We start from the raw sequence: 20,917 nt of genomic DNA on the forward strand, positions 1-20,917 counted from the left end.
CATTCCGGGATGCGCCGAAGGCGCAGGCCCGGAATCCATAACCACGATCGTGAGTATGGATTCCGGGCTCGCGCTCCGCGCGCCCCGGAATGACGGTGGAGAAACCGTCAGAAAATATCCGGCAGGAAACCCATGCCCCACCCCAACGACCCCAGCCTGCGCTCCTTCATCGAGGTCGATCCTTCTTCCGACTTCCCGATCCAGAACCTGCCCTACGGCGTGTTCTCGACCGCGGTCAATCCGACCCCGCGCGTCGGTGTCGCGATCGGCAATTACGTGCTCGATCTCTGGGAGCTCGAGCAGGATTCCCGGCTCGATGTCGGTCCGCTCGGCGTGTTCTCCGGAGCTTCGCTCAATCCCTTCATGGCGCTGGGGCCAAAAGTCTGGGCAAAGACACGGGCACGGATCAGCGAGCTGTTGCGCCACGATCATCCGGAGCTGCGCGACAACGAGGAGCTGCGCAAACAGGCGCTGGTGCCGATGCGCGAGGCCAAGCTGCATCTGCCGTTCGCCGTCTCCGGCTACACCGATTTCTATTCCTCGAAGGAACACGCCACCAATGTCGGCGTGATGTTCCGCGGCAAGGACAATGCGCTGCAGCCGAACTGGCTGCATATGCCGATCGCCTATAACGGCCGCGCCTCGACCGTCGTGGTCTCCGGCACCAAGGTGAAGCGCCCGCGCGGGCAGTTGAAGCCGCCGAATGTGGATCTGCCGAGCTTTGCGCCGTGCAAGCGACTCGATTTCGAGCTGGAGATGGGCGCGGTGATCGGCCAGCCCTCGCCGATGGGCGGCATGCTTGGGGAGCAACAGGCCGAGGAGATGATCTTCGGCTTCGTGCTGCTCAACGACTGGAGCGCGCGCGACATCCAGCAATGGGAATATGTGCCGCTCGGGCCGTTCCTTGCCAAGGCGTTCGCGACCTCGATCAGCCCCTGGGTGGTGACGCACGAGGCGCTGGAGCCGTTCCGGCTGAAGGGGCCGCAGCAGGAGCCGGTGCCGCTCGATTATCTCAAGCAGAGCAAGCCGCAGAACTACGATGTCGAGCTCGACGTCTCCTTGCGCGCCGCCGGCGCCAACGCTCCCGCCAGCATCAGCCGCACCAATTTCAAGTACATGTACTGGTCCTCGGTGCAGCAGCTGATGCACCACGCTTCCTCAGGCTGCGCCATGAATGTCGGCGATCTCCTCGGCAGCGGCACCATCTCCGGCCCGGAGAAGAACCAGCGCGGCAGCCTGCTCGAGATCAGCTGGAACGGCAGCGAGCCGGTCGAGCTTCCCGGCGGCACCAAGCGCTCGTTCCTGGAAGACGGTGATAGCCTCGTCATGCGCGGCTGGTGCCAGGGCAACGGCTACCGCATCGGCTTCGGCGAGGTCGAGGGGACGATCTTGCCGGCGGAGTAGGCCGCCCTCTCCACATTCTCCGTCATTGCGAGGAGCTCTTGCGACGAAGCAATCCAGACTGCTTCAGCGGATGCATTTCTGGATTGCTTCGCTGCGCTCGCAATGACGGCGTGGAAAGGCCTACCGCCTCTCGGGCGGCACGCCCTTGATCCGCGCGCAATGGGCGGCGACGTCCTCAAGGCTGTATTTCAAATGCACCCGCTTGTCGGACGGTGCCTGCTTCGCCGTGCAGATCCCCGGCCGCCATTCCCTGGTGGGGCGGATCGGGCGCGGCGCAAAGCCACCGCCGCAGTTCGGGCAGACGTTGAACAGCTTGGTCTCGACGCAGTCCGCGCAGAACGTGCATTCGTAGGAGCAGATCCGCGCGTCCGTTGCGTCTGGCGGCAGGTCGCGGTCGCAATATTCGCAGTTCGGCCGAAGCTGGAGGGCCATGGCAAATCTCCCGGAGCGACCGCGATCATCGCAGATCGCGCCCGCGGTGCGAACGACGTAGTTCCCTCGATTTCAGCCGGCCTGATGGCCGTGCGGCAGAAGAGATCCTAAGGCGTGATGGGATCAGATTTGATTGCTCCAAGGCAGGTGCGCTCCCTCTCCCGCTTGCGGGAGAGGGTCGGGGAGAGGGCTGTATCCTCAAAGGGACAATCCCCAAGAGGAGAAAGCCCTCTCCCGGCGCTCCGCGCCGACCTCTCCCGCAAGCGGGAGAGGTGAACGACCCGCGGCAGTCGATTTAACCTAAACCCATTCCGCGCTATCTCTTCCAGGCCGTCGTCACCGCGGCGATCTCCGCCGGCTCCGGCTCGCGCACCGCCGAGGGCGTGCGCGAGAAACGTGGCGCGGGACCGGGCTGCTTCACGCCGTGGCGCTCGATGAACACGTTGCGCGCGACCATGTGCGGATGCTTTGTCGCCTCCGACATGGTCAGCACGGGCGCGAAGCAGATGTCGGTGCCTTCCATGATCTTGCACCAATCCTCGCGCGTCTTGCTCTTGAACACCGCCTTGAGCTTCTCCTTCAGCGCCGGCCAGGCCTTGGGGTTCATCTGCGCGTCGAAATCGGCATCGGTCAGGCCGGCATGCTGGCGCAGCAGCGCGTAGAATTGCGGCTCGATCGAGCCGATCGAGATGAAATGACCGCAGGCGCATTCATAGACGCCGTAGAAATGCGCGCCGCCGTCGAGGAAGTTCTGGTCGCGCCCTTCGGTCCAGCGCCCCATATTGGTCATGTCGAAGAAGAACGACATCAGCGATGCCGCGCCGTCGCACATCGCGGCGTCGACGACCTGGCCCTTGCCGGATCTCTGCGCTTCCAGGAGCGCGGCGAGCACGCCGACGACGAGATAGAGCGCGCCGCCGCCGAAATCGCCGACCAGATTGAGCGGCGGCACCGGCGCTTCCTTCGGTCCGATGGCGGCGAGCGCGCCGGTGATGGAGATGTAATTGATGTCGTGGCCGGCGGCATTGGCGAGCGGGCCTTGCTGGCCCCAGCCGGTCATGCGGCCATAGACCAGCTTGGGATTGCGCGCGAGCACGACGTCCGGCCCGAGGCCGAGCCGCTCCATCACGCCGGGACGAAAACCCTCGACCAGCGCATCGGCGCTCGCGAGCAGATCCAGCACCTGCGCGATCGCCGCCTTGTCCTTGAGGTCGAGCTCGATCACCTTGCGGCCGCGCCCGGCCACCGACTTCATGTTCTTCTTCGCACCGACGCGGTCGAGCGTGACGACGTCGGCGCCCATGTCCGCGAGCATCATGCAGGCGAACGGGCCGGGCCCGATGCCGGCGAATTCAACGATGCGGAAGCCCGCAAGCGGGCCGGAGCTGCGGGCGGACGAGGCTTCTGATTTTTCTTGGGCTGATTGATCGAGCACGTTGTCGTTTCCTCGGGTCGCGGGCGGATGCCGGCGATCCGGCAGCCGTCTCTGACATTCTTTTGTGGGGCGAGTTAATCGGCCGATTAACTTTTCTCGCCTTCACGCCAGCGAGGCAAGCGGTTTTCATGCCGCATGGCCAAAATAAAACGGCGCGCACCGAAGTGCGCGCCGCGGAAAATTTGTGTCGAGGCGCTGGCCGCGGGATCAGCCCGCAGCAGAAACCGCGCGTTGCGCCATCACCTTGATGAGATTGGCGCGATACTCCGCGGTGCCGTGGATATCGGCCAGCAATCCGTTTGCCGAAATGCTGACGCCGTCGATCGCCGCCGGCGACCAGTTCGCCTTCAGCGCGGCTTCGATGGCGGGAACCCGCATCACGCCGCTCTGCGAGGCGCCTGTGGCGGCGACGCGAACCTCGCCCGACTTGGTCTGGGCCACGAACACCCCGGTCAGCGCGAAGCGCGAGGCCGGATGGCGCATCTTCTCATAGCCTGCCTTCGCCGGCACGGGGAATGATACGGCGGTAATGAGCTCGCCGTCTTCGAGCGCCGTCGAGAACAGGCCCTGGAAGAAATCCTCCGCCGCAATTGACCGCTTGTTGGTCTTGACGGTGGCGCCGAGCGCGAGCAGCGCGGCCGGGAAGTCCGCGGCGGGATCGTTGTTGGCAATCGAGCCGCCGATCGTGCCGCGATAGCGCACGGCAGGGTCGCCCAGCACCGAGGTGAGATGGGCGATCGCGGAAATCGCCTTCTTCACATCGGCATTCGTCATGATGTCGTAATAGGTCGTGGCGGCCTTGATGGTCAGCGTGTCGCCCGACAATTCGACGCCCTGCAGCTCCTTGATCTTGCCGAGGTCGATGACGTCGGAGGGGCTTGCGAGGCGCTGCTTCATCACAGGCAGCAGCGTCTGGCCACCGGCCAGGAACTTCGCTTCGCTGCTCTTGCCGAACAGGCTGACGGCCTCGTCGACCGAGGAAGCGCGATGATAGGTGGTCTGATACATCTTGGTTGCTCCCTCTTAAGCCGCGTGGATGGTGCGCCAGACCCGGTCAGGGGTCGCGGGCATTTCCAGATTGTTCTTGCCGATCGCATCCGTGATCGCGTTGATCACGGCCGCTGACGCCCCGATCGCGCCGGCCTCACCGCAACCCTTGATGCCCAACGGATTGCCCGGGCACAGCGTCGTGGTGTGGGAGAGGTTGAAGGAGGGCACGTCGTCGGCGCGCGGCATGGCGTAGTCCATGAACGAGGCCGTGACCGGCTGGCCGTTGGCATCGTAGATCGCATGCTCGAGCAGGGCCTGTCCGATGCCTTGAACAAGGCCGCCATGGACCTGGCCCTCGACGATCATCGGGTTGATCAGCCGGCCGAAATCGTCGGCCGCGACGAAGTTGACGAAGGAGGTCTTGCCGGTGCCGGGATCGACCTCGAGCTCGCAGATATAGGTGCCGGCCGGGAAGGTGAAGTTGGTCGGGTCGTAGAAGGCGCTTTCCTTCAGGCCCGGCTCCATCCCGTCAGGCAGATTGTGCGCGGTGTAGGCCGCGAGCGCCACCATCGGCAGGGCGATCGCCTTGTCGGTGCCGGTCACCTTGAACTCGCCGTTCTCGATGACGATGTCGGCCTCGGAAGCTTCCAGCGCATGGGCTGCAATCTTCTTGGCCTTCGCTTCCATCTTCTCCATCGCCTTCAGGATCGCGGTGAGGCCGACGGCCGCCGAGCGCGAGCCGTAGGTGCCCATGCCGAACTGCACCTTGTCGGTGTCGCCATGGACGATCGAGACCTGGCTGATGGGAACGCCGAGGCGCTCCGCGACGAGCTGGCAGAATGTGGTCTCATGACCCTGGCCGTGGCTGTGCGACCCCGTGAGGATCTCGATGGTGCCGACCGGATTGACGCGCACCTCGGCCGATTCCCACAGGCCGACGCCGGCGCCCAGGCTGCCGACCGCCTTCGACGGCGCGATGCCGCAGGCCTCGATGTAGCAGGACACGCCGATGCCGCGCAGCTTGCCGTCGGCTTTCGCCTTGGCCTTGCGGGCGGGGAAGCCGGCATAGTCGATCGCCTTCATCGCGGCATCGAGCGAAGCGTTGAAGTCGCCGGTGTCGTACGCCATGATCACAGGCGTCTGGTGCGGGAACTGGGTGATGAAGTTGCTCCGCCGCAGTTCGGCCGGATCGACCTTGAGCTGCCGCGCCGCCGTTTCCATCAGACGTTCGATCAGATAGCTGGCCTCGGGACGGCCTGCGCCACGATAGGCGTCGACCGGCGTGGTGTTGGTGTAGACCCCGATCACCTCGGCATGGATCGCCGGGATGTTGTACTGGCCCGACAGCAGCGTCGCGTAGAGATAGGTCGGCACCGAGGACGAGAACAGCGACATGTAGGCGCCGAAATTGGCGTAGGTCTTCACCTTGAAGCCGGTGATCTTGTTGTTGGCGTCGAACGCCATCTCGGCATGGGTCACATGGTCGCGGCCATGCGCGTCGGTGAGGAAAGCCTCGGTGCGGTCGCCGGTCCATTTCACGGGCCGGCCAACCTTCTTCGAAGCCCACAGCGCCACCATCTCCTCGGGATAGATGAAGATTTTGGAGCCGAAGCCGCCGCCGACATCAGGGGCGATCACGCGCAGCTTGTGCTCGGGCGCGATATTGTAGAACGCCGACAGCACGAGGCGGGCGACGTGCGGGTTCTGCGAGGTCGTGTAGAGCGTGAAGTGCTCTTCCGCCGCATCGTAATCGGCGATCGCCGCCCGCGGCTCCATTGCATTGGGGGCGAGGCGGTTGTTGGTGACGTCGAGCTTGACGACGTTGGCGGCCTTGGCGAAGGCCGCATTTACGGCGCCCTCGTCGCCGATCACCCAGTCATAGACCTGGTTGCCGGGCGCTTCGGGATGAAGCTGCGGCGCGCCTGATTTGATCGCGGCCTGGACGTCGGCGACCGCGGGAAGTTCTTCGTAGTCGACGACGACCGCTTCCGCGGCATCGCGCGCCAGATTCTTGCTTTCGGCGATCACGACCGCGACGGCCTGCCCGACGAAGCGCACCGTCTCCGGCGCCATCGCCGGCCAGGCGCCCATCTTCATCGGGCTGCCGTCCTTGGAGGTGATGGCCCAGCCGCAGATCAGGTTGCCGACCTTGTCGTCGACGATCTGCTGGCCCGTGAGCACCGCGACCACGCCCGGCATCTTCAGCGCGGCCGACGAATCGATCTTCTTCACCTTGGCGTGGGCGTGCGGGCTGCGGATGAAATGGGCATGGGTCATGCCCGTCAGCTTGATGTCGTCGACGTAGCGGCCCTTGCCGGTGATGAAACGCTTGTCTTCCTTGCGCACGACGCGCGCGCCGATACCTTCAACACCCATGTCTGGTCCTCCCGACCGGAAATTTTATGGCTGCGCTTTCCTTCGAAAGCAGCAGGCGGTGATTCTTCTTTCGAGGCGCGCCGATTTACTCGGCCGCCTGCGAGACCTTCATGCGCCCGGCTGCATCCAGCACGGCCTTGACGATGTTGTGGTAGCCGGTGCAGCGGCAGATATTGCCTTCCAGCTCGCTGCGGACGGTCGCCTCGTCGAGCTGACCACCATGGCGATGCACGATGTCGATCGCCGACATGATCATGCCCGGCGTGCAATAGCCGCATTGAAGACCATGATTGTCGCGGAAGGCGGCTTGCATCGGGTGCAGCTCGTCGCCCTTGGCGATGCCCTCGATGGTGGTGATGGTGGAGCCGTCGGCCTGGCCCGCCAGCATGGTGCAGGATTTCACCGCCTTGCCGTCCATATGGACCACGCAGGCCCCGCACTGGCTGGTGTCGCAGCCGACATGGGTCCCGGTGAGGTTGAGGTGATCGCGCAGAAGCTGGACCAGCAGCGTGCGGTCCTCGACATCGACGGCAACGGCCTTGCCGTTCACCGTCAGTTTGACTGTAGACACGTGACGTCCTCCCAAAGTGATTTTGATTGGTTCTAATTAGAGACAGCGCAACGGAACTTTGCAACTGGCATTTTGGTGACCTCGCGTCATGGAAAGGTCATCGTGGCAGTCGTTACGGCGCGCAATTCGGTCATGACGCTCCGAGCCGTCACCAACACGTGGCGCGGCCGCAAGGCAGGTGTGGAAAGTTCGGCATCGCTTCCGCGGGCAACGTCGCAGCGTCGACGCCGCGTATCGCCGCCGCTCGCGCGCGAGTTCAGCCCTGTCGCACGTTGTTCTCCCCTGGATGTCTTGTTCCTTGGCGTGAATAGGAGCACGTGCCCGCGGCTTTGTAATCGCGATCTTGGTAGTATGCGGCGGAACGCTAAGTAGTTGATTTTACTGTGGGTCTTCTGAGGTGATGGGCGCCGAATCCGCTCGCCTCCTACTTCCTGGCGATTGATCGACGGCGGCTGCCGCCCTATCCGCGCTGACCAAGCACAACGGAGGGTGGAACGATGCAGATGAACGAGAGCCAGCGCATCCCGGCGTCGAAAGCGAAAGTCTGGGCCGCGCTCAACGATCCCGAGATTCTGAGGCGCTGCATTCCCGGCTGCCAATCGCTCGAGATGGCGTCGCCCACGGAGATGACGGCCATTGTGGTGCTGAAGGTCGGCCCGGTGAAGGCGACGTTCAGCGGCAAGGTCACGCTGACCGATATCGATGCGCCCAACGGCTATCGCATCGTCGGCGAGGGCGCCGGCGGCGTCGCCGGCTTTGCCAAGGGCGGCGCGAAGGTCAGGCTCGCCGAAGAGACACCGGACGTCACCATCCTGCATTACGAAGCCGAGGCGCAGATCGGCGGCAAGCTCGCGCAGCTCGGCGCGCGGTTGATCGATTCGACGTCGCGAAAACTCGCCGCGAACTTCTTCGACAACTTCGCCACATTGGTAGCGCCGTCATCGTGACCGATGCGCGATCGCGGCGCGATGCTGCCTGAATTCGATGGCGCATTTCGAGCTGCAAAATAAGGGCAAGACACGAGGCGGGACAACGAGATGAGCGGCGAAAGTCGCCAATGATTTGCACTACTACCTTCCGCCTATACTAAGCGCCACAAGCCGATGCTGTAATTTCCAACGATGGTTCGCAGACGAACTGCGCATCGCGAGCGCAACGCGCTCAGGCGTCCAACGTGGCGTGCACAACAACATCGTGGAGGGAATACATGACCTTTGGAACGAAGGGATTCTTGGCTGGCATCTCGATGATTGCGGTGCTGGCCGCCGTGAACTCAGGCGTTCGCGCCAACGACTCGTTGATCAAGGCGCAATCGGATGCAAACCAGTGGGCCGTTGCCGGCCACGACTACGCCAATACGCGCTACAGCCCGCTCAAGCAGATCAACACCGAGAACGCCGGCAAGCTGACGCTCGCTTATTCGTTCTCGCTGGCGTCGCTGCGCTCGAACGAATCCTCGCCGATCGTCATTGGCAACACGCTGTACGTGTCGAGCTCCTGGGGCCCGAAATACGTCTATGCGCTCGATGCCGCGACCGGCGCGCGCAAGTGGACCTGGGAGCCCGAAATTCCCGAGGACGTGCTGCAATATGCCTGCTGCGACGTGAACAATCGCGGCGTCTCCTATGCGGACGGAAAGATCTTCATCGGCCGTCTCGACGGCAAGCTGACGGCGCTCGATGCCGCGACCGGCAAGTCGCTGTGGACCACGAAGGTCGTCGACTACAAGCAGGGCTCGGTCATCACCTCGCCTCCGCTGGTCGTGCGCGACAAGGTCATCACCGGGTTCGGTGGCGGCGAATACGGCGTGCGCGGCTCGCTCCAGGCCTTCGACATCAACACCGGCAAGCAGCTGTGGCAGACCTTCACGGTGCCCAGTCCGGACGAGCCCGGCGGCGACACCTGGAAGGGCGATTCCGCCCAGCACGGCGGCGGTGCGGCCTGGCTGGTCGGCTCCTACGATCCCAAGACCGACACCGTCTATTGGGGCACCAGCAATCCCGGTCCGTGGAACACCGGCGTCCGATCGACCGGCGACGGCAATTTCGGCAAGCTGACCAACCTCTACACCGCCTCGACGCTCGCGCTCGATCCCAACACCGGCAAGATCAAGTGGCACATCCAGACCACGCCGGCCGACGCCTGGGACTATGACGGCGTCAACGAGGCCGTGCTCGCGGACCTGAAGATCGGCGGCAACACCGTTCCGGCGCTGATGAAGGCGGACCGCAACGGCTACTTCTTCGTCGCCAACCGTGAGACCGGCAAGGTGCTCTCTGCGGAGAAATACGTCTTCTCCAACTGGGCGAAGAAGTGGGACGTCAACACCATGCGCGCGGTCGAAGATCCGGACAAGCGTCCGGGACCGGGCCATCCCGCCAAGGACATCTGCCCGAACCTGATCGGCGGCAAGAACTGGCAGCCGATGTCCTTCAATCCGCAGACCGGGCTCGTCTACATCCCCTCGAACAATGTCTGCATGGACTGGTCGGTCTCCGACGTCGCCTACAAGCGCGGCGTGTTCTATCTCGGCGCCGAATTCCCCACCAAGGAAGGCCCCGGCGGCTTCCTCGGCGAACTCGTGGCCTGGGATCCGATCGCCCAGAAGAAGGTCTGGTCGATCAAGGAAGACCTGCCGTTCAACGGCGGCACGCTGACCACCGGCGGCGGCCTCGTGTTCGCCGGCAACATCCATGGTGACTTCCGCGCCATCGATGCGAAGTCCGGCAAGGTGCTGTGGAGCAAGAATCTCGGCTCCGGCATCGGCGCGGGCCCGGTGACCTACAGCGTCGACGGCAAGCAATACGTTGCCATCGTCGTCGGCCGCACGGCGGCATTGCCCGCGTTCCTGGGCGAGGTTGGAAAGAAGATGACGGCCGCAGCCCCCGAGGGCGGCTCGCTCTTCGTGTTCTCCGTCCAGTGACGACTCGCGCGCGTATCCCGAAGGAGACGGGATACGCGCGTGCTTTCTCGACATCGCGCGGCGACGGCACAGGCCTGATCTTGGCTCAGACCCCGTGCCGCAACGCCTGGTCCACCAATTCCCAACTGCCGGAGACGAGGATGCGTCCGATCATTCCAGGGAAAGGCAAGCGCCGACATCACAGCATCGCGGGACGGCTCGCATGGGCCGCAATGGCCGCGGCGATCGCATCGGCCTCAGCCGTTCATGCCGACGAGACCAAGCCATTTCGCCTGTGCGCCGATCCGACCAATCTGCCGTTCTCGAGCGATAATCCGTCGCAGCCGGGCTTCTATGTCGAAATCGGCCAGGCGCTGGCACAGGCGCTCGGCCAACCGATCACGTATGATTGGTACAAATCCTATTTCGGCAAGCGGACCGTGCGGGTCACGCTGCTGGGCAAGCAATGCGACGCCATGATCGGCCTGCCGCGGTCCGAGGATTTCATGGGACCGGCCGTGATCTTCTCCGACACCATCGCGAAGGAGGGCTATGCCCTGGTCGCGGCGAAAGCTCAGGCGATCGGCGGCGTCGACGACCTCAGAGGCAAGCGCGTCGCCGTCCAGTTCGCCAGCACACCGCAAAACCTTCTCGCGACACGTGACGACATCCAGAAGGTGACGGTGCTGTCGCCCGAGGAGGCCATGCAGGCGCTCGACCAGGGCAGGGCGGACGTCGCCTTCATCTGGGGGCCCGTCGCCGGCTGGTTGAACATGACCGCCTATAACGATCGCTATCAGATCCGGCTCACCGAAGGCGAAGGCCTGTCATGGGATGCCGCCATCGGCTTCGCGAGGGGATCGGCCGAGCTCCGCGATCGCGTCGATGCGATCCTGCCGACACTTCAGAAGACGATCGCTGGTCTCGCGGTGAAATACGGCTTGCCGGACGGGCAGCCCGTCCGCTTCGGCACGGCCGAGGCCATGCCGGCGGGAACCACGACCGGAGCGGGTCCCGGCGCGGCCGTAGGACAGGTCGCAAATGTGGTGGCGACCGAGACCAAGGGCGATGCGGCGGCGCCGAATGCGGAGATCGCGCGTGCAGGCAAGGAGATCTTCAACGGCACCTGCGCGCATTGCCACGGCCCCGACGCCATCCAGAGCGAGCGCAAGATCGACCTGCGGCTCCTGCGTCACCGCTACGGCGACGACATGCGCGACACCTACTTGAAGACCGTGCATGACGGGCGACCGGCCAAGGGCATGCCGGCGTGGAAGGAGGTCTTCACCGACAACCAGTTCGACAGCATCTATTCCTTCCTGCTGACGGTCCAGGTCGAATCGAACGACTGAACGGACGGAACCGGCAAGATGTGGTAGCATCCATGCTGCATCTTTCCGACGCCGGACCGGCACGGATGGGTGCGCTGCTGCCGCGAAGTGCGGTGGATCCTTTGGAAGGCGCCATGACCAGCTTCCTGATCATCGACGATCATCCGCTGTTTCGCGAAGCTCTGGGCAACGCCGTGCGGCTGGCCTTGCCGGAGGCCCGCATCCTGGAGGCGATGTCGATCGAGGACGCGCTGGACATCCTGTCGGCCGAGCAGGGGATCGACCTCGCGCTGCTCGATCTGTCGCTGCCGGATGCGACCGGCTTCTCCGGTTTCCTCCGCTTGCGCGAAACCTATCCGCGCCTGCCGGTCGCCATCGTATCGAGCGAGGAGGACCAGCACGTGGTCCGCGAAGCGCTGGCGCTCGGCGCGGCCGGTTATCTGCCGAAGTCGACGTCGAAGCGCGAGCTGGCCGCCTCGATCGAGGGCGTGCTGTCCGGATCGGTGTCGGTGCCGCGGGATTTCGTGGCGACGCCGCAGCGGCGAAAGGCCGAGACCAGCAAGGCCCTCGAGGTCAAGCTCCGCGAGCTCACGCCGCAACAGATCAGGGTTCTGGACCTGCTGCGCCGCGGCTACCCGAACCGGCAGATCGCGCAGGAGCTCCAGCTCGCCGAATCCACGGTCAAGGCGCACATCACCGAGATCCTGCGCAAGCTCGGCCTGTTCAGCCGCAACAAGGCGATCATCGAGATCGGCAAGATGGACCTGCCCGATCCCAGGAACCGCCCCTATGCGCGGGCCGACCGCGGCAGGCCGCAATGATCGGCCTTGCCGTTGTTGACTTCGATCAAGCCGGCTCGCGCCAGCTGATACATCCTCCGGTCAAGCTCGACATCCGGCAACGATTTGGGGATGGCTGACGCGTGACCCGATTTCTGATTGTGGAAGACCATCCGTTGTTTCGCGAGGCGCTCGAAGGCGCGCTGCAAATGGTGGCGCCCGGGGCCGTGATCCTGCAGGCGACGTCGGTCGACGGCGCGCTCGCGCAGCTGTCCGCGGGCGCCGAGCTCGATCTCCTGCTGCTCGATCTGTCGATGCCGGGCACGACCGGCCTCTCGGGCATCGTTCGCATCCGTAAGGCCTTCCCGAAGGTCCCCGTCGTCATCGTGTCGGGACATCAGGATCCCAGGATCATCTCAGGCGCCTTGTCGCTGGGCGTCGCCGGTTACATCTTCAAATCCTGCTCCAAGCAGGAGCTCGCCCAGTCGATCGGCGAGGCGCTGCGGGGTCTCGTCTGCCTTCCCAATGCCTATCGCGCATTGCGGCCGCAGCGGGCTCCAAGTCCCGCCCATGATCTGCTGAAGCGGCTGCACGATTTGACGCCGCAGCAATTGCGTGTCCTCGAAATGCTCAAGCGCGGCCTTCAGAACAAGCAGATCGCCTATGAGCTGAAGATTTCCGAGACCACCGTGAAGGTCCATGTCTCGGACATCCTGCGCAAGCTGAACGTCGTCAGCCGCACCAAGGCGATCGTCGAGATGTCCAGAATCGATTTCGCGACGCTGGCAGGCGAGGGCCCCGTGCCGAGGGGCGATCGTGCCCAACCGGATCAGCAGTAAAACCGCTGCGCATTTTTCCGGATCGTGCGCTAGCTAGCTCAGCAGGAACGACAACAGCGCGCGCATCTCGGCGGGCTTGACCGGCTTCTTCAGGACTTCGAGGCCGACGAGGCTCGCTTGCTTGGCGGCCTTCTCGGAATAATCGGCGGTGATGATCATCGCGGGGACGTCGAGCTTGAGGTGCTCCCGGATGTCGGCGATCGCCGACAATCCGCTCTCGCCGTGATCGAGATGAAGATCGGCGATGACCGCGTCGGGCGCTCCGCCCAGCTCGCTGAGACGCAGCAGCGCGTCCGCAGCCGAGGGCGTGGTCGCGACGTCGCAGCCCCATCCTTCCAGCAGGGCGGCCATGGCCTCGGAGCCGGACGGATCATTCTCGACCAGCAGGATCTTGGCGCCTTCGAGGCCGCCATATTGACGTTCACTGAGCTTGGGCTCGTGCACCTCGTCGCTGACCTCGGCGAGATCGGCCGGCTCGAGCTCGAGGACGAACGTCGATCCCTTGCCGACCTGCGACGACAGCCGCACCTCGTGTCCGAGCACGGTCGCGAAGCGGCGAACGATGGAGAGACCGAGCCCGAACCCGGCCTGGTCGGTTGCGCTGGCTTCGCCGCGCTGGAATTCGCGAAAGATGGCCTCCTGTTGCGTCTGCGCGATTCCCGGTCCGGTATCGGAGACCTGGACGCAGATGCGGTTGCCTCGGCGCCTGCATCCCATCACGACGCCGCCGCTGCGGGTGTAGCGGATGGCATTGGCGAGCAGATTTTGCAGGATGCGTCGGAGCATCATCGCGTCCGACGACACCGCGACCGGCGAGCTGCGGATGCGCAGGGACAGGCCTTGCCGCGCAGCGAGCGGGGCGAATTCGTTGCGAAGCTGCTCGAACAGCGGCGCCAGCGCCAGCGGACGCACGTCGGGCCTGAGCGCGCCGGCGTCGAGCTTGGCGATCTCCAGCAGCGAGCGCAACAGATCCTCCAGCGTCACCAGCGAGCGGTCGACTTGGTCGATCAGCAGACCCGCCTCCTGCGTTTCCATCATCTCGGCCAGCGCCGAGAGCGTCAGGCGCGCCGCGTTCAGCGGCTGCAGCAGATCGTGGGTGACCGAGATCAGGACGGACGATTTGAGCGAGCTGGCGGCCTCGGCCTGCTGCTTGGCGCGATACAGACCCTCATTGGCGCGCTCGATCGAATGCAGCGCCTCGCGCAATTGGTAGGTCCGGTCCCGGACCTGCCGGTCGAGCGCGATGGCGGTCTCGAACAGCGAGAAGGCGTTGAGCTGCTGGTCCATCGAGCGCTCGACGCGGGACATCAGCGCGGCATTGATCTTCTTCAGCTTCGCGGTTTCCCGCTGCAGCTGCTCGACCTCATCAGGGTCCTGCCACAGCCTGGTCACGCGGGACGCCTGCCGATGGCGACGCCCGTGAAGGTCTGGTTCACGTGCATCGAGCCGAACTGCTCGCCGTAGGTATGAAAGCCGACGACGCGATTCTGCCGGTAGAGCTCGGACATGTCGCGGGCGAGCTGGTGCTGCTCGGCGTCGAGCCGGCGCAGCAGGCATTCGAAGCCGATATAGAGCGAGACTTCGCCGATCTGGTCGCGCGTCTCCGCGAAGGCCTCGCGCGTCGTGCCGACGAGGCTGCGCGACGTCGCTGCGGTCAGCACCATGCCTTCGTCGATGGCGCAGAAGAAGTGCAGCGAGCCGTCCGGTTCGACGCGCTGGATCGACCGGGCGTAGTAGGAGCCGCCGACCCGGACCAGAACGGGATGCGAGGCGAACGAGAACGGGTCGAGCTTGGCGTCCATGATCCCGACGACGCGGGAATATTCCTGGGCCGCGGGCTCGGCGTTCAGCTCCCTGACGGTTCGATTCTCGGTGTCGGCCTCGGTGACCACCATCTTCCGGGGCCGCGGTTCGAAATTGTCACATTTGAAGACCCGGAACGGCAGCGACGTGCTCAAGAGGATCAGCAGGGCGGCATTGGTGTGGGCCTTGCCGTCGAGAAACACCCAGGTCCGCTCGAAGCGCATGCCGTCGCCCGCAGATCCCCCGACGATGGGAATGTCGTCCAAGGAGGCATAGATCGCGGACATCACGGCTTCCTCGCGGCGGCACAGGCCGTCGATCAGAACCAGGCCGAACGGATTTCCGCGCTCGCCTTGCGACGATACCCGCAGCAATTCCTGCCGGAGCTCGGTGCCGATCCTGCGGCCGTCCTCGACGCGAAAATTGTCGAGATTGAGAATCGGCCGCACCACGGCCGAGAAGTCGGCGCGGCTGAAGGCCAGGGCAACGACGCTGTTCTCGTCCCAGCCGTCAGGAGCCAGCTCGCCGGCAGTGGTGCAACCGCAGACCTGGGTCCCGTCGAATTGCCGGCTGATCTCTGCGATGAATTGGTGCGGATCGTAGCATGGAGAGACGAAGAGCAGGATGAGAGCCAGCTCGTCGGATGGGAGCTGAGCGGCGAGATCGGCAACGGCCGGCGCGACGCCCGCGGCCTTCGACTTCGCGACGGCAACGCCTGACGCACCGCCAAACCGAAAGTCGGTTTGCCCCACTCCGCTTCTCCCTCAAGGATCCGCTCGGTCTTATGCCGAGTGCCTGACAAGTGCCCAAAGAGTATGGCCTTTTTCGTCTGGTCGCAACATAGCGGCCGGATCCGCGGAAGGTGTGTTCCGTGACCGGCGGCGTTCGGGCACGAATTTACCGCCCCTTGACGATTCTGCCCTAATTTTCATCGCGGGTCGGGCGGGGCTGCTCCCGGCCGTGCTGCACTTTGCAAAAGCCGATCTGGGGGTGGGGAATGTCCGGGCGTATCAATTCGCCGTCAAAGCGCACGCTATTTCCCACGCTTAGGTTCCGCGCCAAGATCATCCTGGGCTTTGCGATTGTGCTCGCCATCTCCGCGGTGAGCCTCGCCTTCGCCTATTTCGGCTTCGAGCGCGTTTCTGAAGGCGTAGAATCCTACCGTAGCAGCGTCTCGGAGGCCGATCTCGCCCGCAATATCGATCGCGAACTGCTCGGCTATCGTTCGGCCGCCCGTTATTTCGTGGTGACCGGCAAGGAAGACGACGCCAAGGCGGCGCTGGAAGCCGAGGCCGGCCTGAAGAATGCGATCGATCAGGCGATCAAGAATGCCAGGAAGCCGGCGCGGCTGGAGAGCCTCAACAAGCTCGCGAAGGAGTTTTCAAACTTCTCGGCGACCTTCGCCAAGATCTTGGAGGCCAAGCGCGACAGCGCGCTTCTGGTCCAGAATCAGCTTCAGCGCAACGCCAACCTGCTGAAATACAAGCTCGACGACATCGGTAACAACGCCTCCGACTCCGAGGCGCAGGCGATCGAATTCGGCACCAAGCAGGTCAACGCCCAATTCCAGACCGCGAGTGCAGCCGCGAGCAACTTCATTCTCAACTCGGACCAGGCCGTCGGGGCAAGTGCGATGGCGCGGCTGAAATTCGTCGAGAACTCGCTCGGCGCGGTCTATTCCATGGACGACAAGGTCCTCGCCGGCCTGAAGGAGGCCAAGGCGCTGCTCGGCGCCTATCGCGATGCGCTGGAAAAGCTGATCGCGAAAGCCAAGTTGGTCGACGACCTCGTCACCGAGATGAGCGGCTCGGCCGGTGCGATTCTGCAAGGCGCCACCGCCATGAAGGCGGACCTCGTCGCCGAACAGCAACGGTTGGACTCGGAGTCGGAAGCGACCATCGGGCGGACCGAGCGGCTGGTTCTGATCCTCGCCGTTGGCGGCACGCTGCTTGGCGCGCTTCTCGCCTTCGTGCTGGGCACGGGCATCTCGCGCCCGATGATTGCGATGTGCAAGGCGATGCGGGAGCTTGCCTCGGGCAATTTCGACGTCGTGCTGCCGGGCCTCGGCCGCAAGGACGAGATCGGCGAGATGGCCGGCGCGGTCGAGGAGTTCAAGGTTCAAGCCGTGGCCAAGGCCGAGCGCGACGCTGCCGCCAGCGAGGTCCAGAACCGGGAGCAGGCCGCAAGCCGCCGCGCCGAGCTGATCCGCTTCGCCGACGATTTCGAGAGCGCGGTCGGTGCCATCGTCTCCAACGTCTCGGCTTCGGCCGTGCAGCTGGAATCGGCGGCCTCGACGCTGACCCGCACCGCCGAGACCACCCAGAGCCTGTCGAGCCAGGTCGCCGGCGTCTCCGAGCAGGCCTCCTCCAACATGCAGTCGGTCGCCACCGCGACCGAGGAGCTGTCCGCCTCGGTCGAGGAGATCGGCCGCCAGGTCCGCGACTCCAGCCGCATCGCGGAGGCCGCCGTGGTCCAGGCCAAGGAAACCGACGGGCGCATCGGAAAGCTGTCGCATGCGGCCCAGCAGATCGGCGAAGTGGTCAAGCTGATCACGGCGATTGCCGAGCAGACCAACCTTCTGGCGCTCAATGCCACCATCGAGGCGGCGCGCGCCGGCGAGGCCGGCCGCGGCTTTGCCGTGGTTGCCAGCGAGGTGAAGTCGCTGGCGAGCCAGACCGCGAAGGCGACCGACGAGATTTCCTCGCACATCGCGGGCATGCAGGGCGCCACGGCGGAATCGGTTGTCGCGATCAAGGAGATCGGGGCGACCATCGGCCAGATCTCGTCGATCTCGACCTCGATCGCCAGCGCGGTCGAGCAGCAGGGCGCGGCGACGCAGGAGATCGCGCGCAGCGTTCAGACCGTGGCGCAGGGCACCCAGACCGCGGCCACCGATATCGGCCAGGTCAACCGCGGCGCCGCCGAGACCGGCTCGGCCTCGGAGGAGGTGCTGCACTCGGCCAAGACGCTGTCATCCGAAAGCACCCGCCTGCGCGCCGAGCTCGATCGCTTCATGGCCAATATCCGCGCGGCGTAGAGGCTGCGAAAGGAACGCGTAGGGTGGATTAGCGAAGCGTAATCCACCACCTCGAATCGAGCGTCGAGAGTTGAGTGGTGGGTTACGGCTTCGCCTAACCCACCCTACGGATCTTACTGCGCTACGCTTGTCCGGCACGACAGCGAGAGATTGGCGCGGTACTGAATTGTAACAGCGCCGGAAAGCACACCTTAACAATTCCCTTGCGTCATCTAACGCCAGTTGCGGCGCCACAAATTTACCACAGCTTATCCTTTGCCAATTACCGTGCGGACGAGTCGGAGGGCGGGCTGCTCTCGGGCTGCGCCTGGTTTTCCGCGAATGGAATGGGGTGGGGGAATGTCGGTCAAGTCCAAGTCGAACCAATCGAAGCTGCCAACTCTGCGGTTTCGCGCAAAAATCATCCTCGGCTTCGTGGCGGTGCTGGCCATCCTCGCCGTCAGCATGGCCTTCGCCTATTTCGGCTTCGAGCGGATTGCCGACGCCGTGGCCTCCTATCGCACCAGCGTCTCGGAAGCCGACCTCGCGCGGACGGTCGACCGCGAACTGATCGCCTATCAAGGATTGGCACGGGCCTACACCCTGACCGGGGCGGCGGACGACGAGACCGCAGCCAAGGCCGCCGAAGAAAATCTGAAGGGCGCCATCGCCAAGTCGGTGGCCGCCACGACCGGCGCCGCGCGCCGCGAGCAGGTCGGCAAGCTCGAGGCTGAGTTCCAGCGCTTCACGAAGGTGTTCGGGGAGATCATCACGCTGACGCGCGAGAACAACAAGATCGCGGCCGATGAGCTCAACAGCGTCGGCAACAAGATCCGGTTCAAGTTCGACGATCTCGCCGATACTGCCGCGCTGGCGGGGCTGGCATCGGTCCAGACCACGGCCAAGGACATCACCTCGCAATATCTGGCGGTCTCCACCTCGGTCAGCGCCTTCGTCGCCAAGCCGGAGCCCAAGACCGCCGATGGCGTGATCGCCCGCGTCAAATTCCTGGAGACCCTGCTGGTCTCGATCTATGCCAGCGACCAGAAGATCACCGACCGCGTGACCGAGATCGGCAATCTCCTGAAGCAATACCGCACCTCCTTCACCAAGCTGTCGGAGAATGTGAAGATCATCGTCAAGCTGAACGGCGAGATGACCAAGACCGCGGCGACCATCCTCAAGCTCTCGGGCGAGCTGCGGTCGGAGCTGACTGCGGATCAGCAGCGCATCGAAGCGAGCGCCAATGCGACGATCCTGGATACCGAGCGACTGATGATGATGCTGGCGCTCGGCGGCCTTGCCATCGGAGCTGTCCTCGCCCTGATGCTCGGCAACGGCATCTCGCGTCCGATGATCGCGATGTGCAAGGCGATGCGGGAGCTTGCCTCGGGCAATTTCGACGTCGTGCTGCCGGGCCTCGGCCGCAAGGACGAGATCGGCGAGATGGCCGGCGCGGTCGAGGAGTTCAAGGTTCAAGCCGTGGCCAAGGCCGAGCGCGACGCTGCCGCCAGCGAGGTCCAGAACCGGGAGCAGGCCGCAAGCCGCCGCGCCGAGCTGATCCGCTTCGCCGACGATTTCGAGAGCGCGGTCGGTGCCATCGTCTCCAACGTCTCGGCTTCGGCCGTGCAGCTGGAATCGGCGGCCTCGACGCTGACCCGCACCGCCGAGACCACCCAGAGCCTGTCGAGCCAGGTCGCCGGCGTCTCCGAGCAGGCCTCCTCCAACATGCAGTCGGTCGCCACCGCGACCGAGGAGCTGTCCGCCTCGGTCGAGGAGATCGGCCGCCAGGTCCGCGACTCCAGCCGCATCGCGGAGGCCGCCGTGGTCCAGGCCAAGGAAACCGACGGGCGCATCGGAAAGCTGTCGCATGCGGCCCAGCAGATCGGCGAAGTGGTCAAGCTGATCACGGCGATTGCCGAGCAGACCAACCTTCTGGCGCTCAATGCCACCATCGAGGCGGCGCGCGCCGGCGAGGCCGGCCGCGGCTTTGCCGTGGTTGCCAGCGAGGTGAAGTCGCTGGCGAGCCAGACCGCGAAGGCGACCGACGAGATTTCCTCGCACATCGCGGGCATGCAGGGCGCCACGGCGGAATCGGTTGTCGCGATCAAGGAGATCGGGGCGACCATCGGCCAGATCTCGTCGATCTCGACCTCGATCGCCAGCGCGGTCGAGCAGCAGGGCGCGGCGACGCAGGAGATCGCGCGCAGCGTTCAGACCGTGGCGCAGGGCACCCAGACCGCGGCCACCGATATCGGCCAGGTCAACCGCGGCGCCGCCGAGACCGGCTCGGCCTCGGAGGAGGTGCTGCACTCGGCCAAGACGCTGTCATCCGAAAGCACCCGCCTGCGCGCCGAGCTCGATCGCTTCATGGCCAATATCCGCGCGGCGTAGAGGCTGCGAAAGGAACGCGTAGGGTGGATTAGCGAAGCGTAATCCACCACCTCGAATCGAGCGTCGAGAGTTGAGTGGTGGGTTACGGCTTCGCCTAACCCACCCTACTGATCTCACTCCCGCCCGAACGCCCGCTTCAGCTCGACCTTCGCCTTCTCCAGACGCGCGCGCTGCGTTTTCGGCAAGGTCTTGCCGGCGCGGTTGATGTAGAAGGCCAGCATCGACAGCGCCGAACGATAGGCGCCGGTCTTGCGCCGTGAGCTGTGCTCGGCCGATTGCTTCAACGAGATTGCGATCTTCTTCGGGCTGGTCAGCTTGAACACGCCCTGCCTGAGGTCGAGCGCGTCGCTCTCTTTCGTCACACGTTGCGACCAGCGTTTCGGCGCGGCGCGCCTGGTGCTCTTGCGCGCAACCGTGCTGCGCCGCGTGCTCGTCTTCCGACGGCCGGACTTGCCTGTGCCGCTGTTTCGAGAATGTGTCGTCTTTCTGGCATGAGCCATGCGTCAACTCCTTGCAGCTGCTTCGAAAACGAGCGGGTCGGGGAGCCGTTCCCGCGGGAACCCGACCTCGCCGCAGACGTTGTCGCAGGGGCAGGCGGAATGCCGCACCCCGATGATCGGATCGACCCCGTTCGCATCCTGTGAA

The 20,917-nt window shown here is 64.7% G+C and carries 16 protein-coding genes; 8 read left to right on the top strand and 8 right to left on the bottom strand.

Annotation, left to right across the window (positions count from 1 at the left end; all coding sequences use genetic code 11):
- Positions 1-132: 132 nt before the first annotated feature.
- Positions 133-1,404: a fumarylacetoacetase gene (fahA, locus tag D6B98_RS29910; RefSeq protein ID WP_126260621.1), complete on the top strand. Its 1,272-nt coding sequence runs from the start codon at positions 133-135 to the stop codon at positions 1,402-1,404.
- Positions 1,405-1,524: 120 nt separating this feature from the next.
- Here the strand turns inward: fahA and D6B98_RS29915 are convergent, their stop codons facing one another.
- From D6B98_RS29915 to D6B98_RS29935, 5 genes are all read right to left on the bottom strand, one after another.
- Positions 1,525-1,836, bottom strand: a complete 312-nt coding sequence (locus D6B98_RS29915) for a DUF1272 domain-containing protein (protein ID WP_126260622.1) — start codon at positions 1,834-1,836, stop codon at positions 1,525-1,527.
- 316 nt (positions 1,837-2,152) lie between these two features.
- The gene (locus D6B98_RS29920; RefSeq protein ID WP_126260623.1) at positions 2,153-3,271 is read right to left on the bottom strand and encodes a CaiB/BaiF CoA transferase family protein; all 1,119 of its coding nucleotides are present in this window, start codon (positions 3,269-3,271) and stop codon (positions 2,153-2,155) included.
- 207 nt (positions 3,272-3,478) lie between these two features.
- Positions 3,479-4,279: an FAD binding domain-containing protein gene (locus D6B98_RS29925; RefSeq protein ID WP_126260624.1), complete on the bottom strand. Its 801-nt coding sequence runs from the start codon at positions 4,277-4,279 to the stop codon at positions 3,479-3,481.
- A gap of 15 nt (positions 4,280-4,294) precedes the next feature.
- On the bottom strand, positions 4,295-6,637 hold the full coding sequence (locus D6B98_RS29930; RefSeq protein WP_126260625.1) for a xanthine dehydrogenase family protein molybdopterin-binding subunit: 2,343 nt from the start codon (positions 6,635-6,637) through the stop codon (positions 4,295-4,297).
- Between the two features lie 85 nt (positions 6,638-6,722).
- On the bottom strand, positions 6,723-7,208 hold the full coding sequence (locus tag D6B98_RS29935; protein ID WP_126260626.1) for a (2Fe-2S)-binding protein: 486 nt from the start codon (positions 7,206-7,208) through the stop codon (positions 6,723-6,725).
- 497 nt (positions 7,209-7,705) lie between these two features.
- Between D6B98_RS29935 and D6B98_RS29940 the strand changes: the two genes are divergently transcribed.
- The 5 genes from D6B98_RS29940 (at position 7,706) to D6B98_RS29960 (ending at position 13,059) form a co-directional block, all read left to right on the top strand.
- Complete coding sequence (locus tag D6B98_RS29940) at positions 7,706-8,155, top strand: SRPBCC family protein (RefSeq protein ID WP_126260627.1); 450 nt, start codon at positions 7,706-7,708, stop codon at positions 8,153-8,155.
- 260 nt (positions 8,156-8,415) lie between these two features.
- On the top strand, positions 8,416-10,131 hold the full coding sequence (locus D6B98_RS29945) for a PQQ-dependent methanol/ethanol family dehydrogenase (RefSeq protein WP_205680533.1): 1,716 nt from the start codon (positions 8,416-8,418) through the stop codon (positions 10,129-10,131).
- 140 nt (positions 10,132-10,271) lie between these two features.
- Positions 10,272-11,462: a c-type cytochrome gene (locus D6B98_RS29950; RefSeq protein WP_245481485.1), complete on the top strand. Its 1,191-nt coding sequence runs from the start codon at positions 10,272-10,274 to the stop codon at positions 11,460-11,462.
- Between the two features lie 113 nt (positions 11,463-11,575).
- Positions 11,576-12,262 carry a response regulator gene (locus D6B98_RS29955; RefSeq protein ID WP_126260742.1) on the top strand — a complete coding sequence of 229 codons (687 nt, stop codon included), beginning with the start codon at positions 11,576-11,578 and terminating at the stop codon, positions 12,260-12,262.
- 101 nt (positions 12,263-12,363) lie between these two features.
- Positions 12,364-13,059, top strand: coding sequence for a response regulator (locus tag D6B98_RS29960; protein WP_126260630.1), 696 nt, complete (start codon positions 12,364-12,366; stop codon positions 13,057-13,059).
- A gap of 33 nt (positions 13,060-13,092) precedes the next feature.
- Here D6B98_RS29960 and D6B98_RS29965 read toward each other — a convergent pair whose 3' ends face one another.
- On the bottom strand, positions 13,093-14,451 hold the full coding sequence (locus D6B98_RS29965; RefSeq protein WP_126260631.1) for a hybrid sensor histidine kinase/response regulator: 1,359 nt from the start codon (positions 14,449-14,451) through the stop codon (positions 13,093-13,095).
- The gene (locus D6B98_RS29970) at positions 14,448-15,614 is read right to left on the bottom strand and encodes an FIST N-terminal domain-containing protein (RefSeq protein ID WP_126260632.1); all 1,167 of its coding nucleotides are present in this window, start codon (positions 15,612-15,614) and stop codon (positions 14,448-14,450) included. Before D6B98_RS29970 ends, D6B98_RS29965 begins: the two co-directional genes overlap by 4 nt.
- A gap of 245 nt (positions 15,615-15,859) precedes the next feature.
- On the opposite strand from D6B98_RS29970, the gene D6B98_RS29975 reads away from it, so the two are divergent.
- Together D6B98_RS29975 and D6B98_RS29980 are read left to right on the top strand one after the other, a co-directional pair.
- On the top strand, positions 15,860-17,899 hold the full coding sequence (locus D6B98_RS29975) for a methyl-accepting chemotaxis protein (RefSeq protein ID WP_126260633.1): 2,040 nt from the start codon (positions 15,860-15,862) through the stop codon (positions 17,897-17,899).
- Between the two features lie 339 nt (positions 17,900-18,238).
- Positions 18,239-20,272, top strand: coding sequence for a methyl-accepting chemotaxis protein (locus D6B98_RS29980; RefSeq protein ID WP_164718955.1), 2,034 nt, complete (start codon positions 18,239-18,241; stop codon positions 20,270-20,272).
- A gap of 113 nt (positions 20,273-20,385) precedes the next feature.
- On the opposite strand, the gene D6B98_RS29985 is transcribed toward D6B98_RS29980, so the two are convergent.
- On the bottom strand, positions 20,386-20,772 hold the full coding sequence (locus tag D6B98_RS29985) for a DUF3175 domain-containing protein (RefSeq protein ID WP_126260635.1): 387 nt from the start codon (positions 20,770-20,772) through the stop codon (positions 20,386-20,388).
- Positions 20,773-20,917 lie beyond the last annotated feature (145 nt).

The sequence above is a fragment of the Bradyrhizobium sp. LVM 105 genome, from assembly GCF_003957705.1.
GTDB classification, from domain to species: Bacteria; Pseudomonadota; Alphaproteobacteria; order Rhizobiales; family Xanthobacteraceae; genus Bradyrhizobium; species Bradyrhizobium frederickii.

Coding starts and splice junctions, on each gene's coding strand:
- fahA (WP_126260621.1), top strand. CDS start 133: ATGCCCCACCCCAACGACCCCAGCCTGCGCTCCTTCATCGAGGTCGAT.
- D6B98_RS29915 (WP_126260622.1), bottom strand. CDS start 1,836: ATGGCCCTCCAGCTTCGGCCGAACTGCGAATATTGCGACCGCGACCTG.
- D6B98_RS29925 (WP_126260624.1), bottom strand. CDS start 4,279: ATGTATCAGACCACCTATCATCGCGCTTCCTCGGTCGACGAGGCCGTC.
- D6B98_RS29930 (WP_126260625.1), bottom strand. CDS start 6,637: ATGGGTGTTGAAGGTATCGGCGCGCGCGTCGTGCGCAAGGAAGACAAG.
- D6B98_RS29940 (WP_126260627.1), top strand. CDS start 7,706: ATGCAGATGAACGAGAGCCAGCGCATCCCGGCGTCGAAAGCGAAAGTC.
- D6B98_RS29945 (WP_205680533.1), top strand. CDS start 8,416: ATGACCTTTGGAACGAAGGGATTCTTGGCTGGCATCTCGATGATTGCG.
- D6B98_RS29950 (WP_245481485.1), top strand. CDS start 10,272: ATGCGTCCGATCATTCCAGGGAAAGGCAAGCGCCGACATCACAGCATC.
- D6B98_RS29955 (WP_126260742.1), top strand. CDS start 11,576: ATGACCAGCTTCCTGATCATCGACGATCATCCGCTGTTTCGCGAAGCT.
- D6B98_RS29975 (WP_126260633.1), top strand. CDS start 15,860: ATGTCCGGGCGTATCAATTCGCCGTCAAAGCGCACGCTATTTCCCACG.
- D6B98_RS29980 (WP_164718955.1), top strand. CDS start 18,239: ATGTCGGTCAAGTCCAAGTCGAACCAATCGAAGCTGCCAACTCTGCGG.
- D6B98_RS29985 (WP_126260635.1), bottom strand. CDS start 20,772: ATGGCTCATGCCAGAAAGACGACACATTCTCGAAACAGCGGCACAGGC.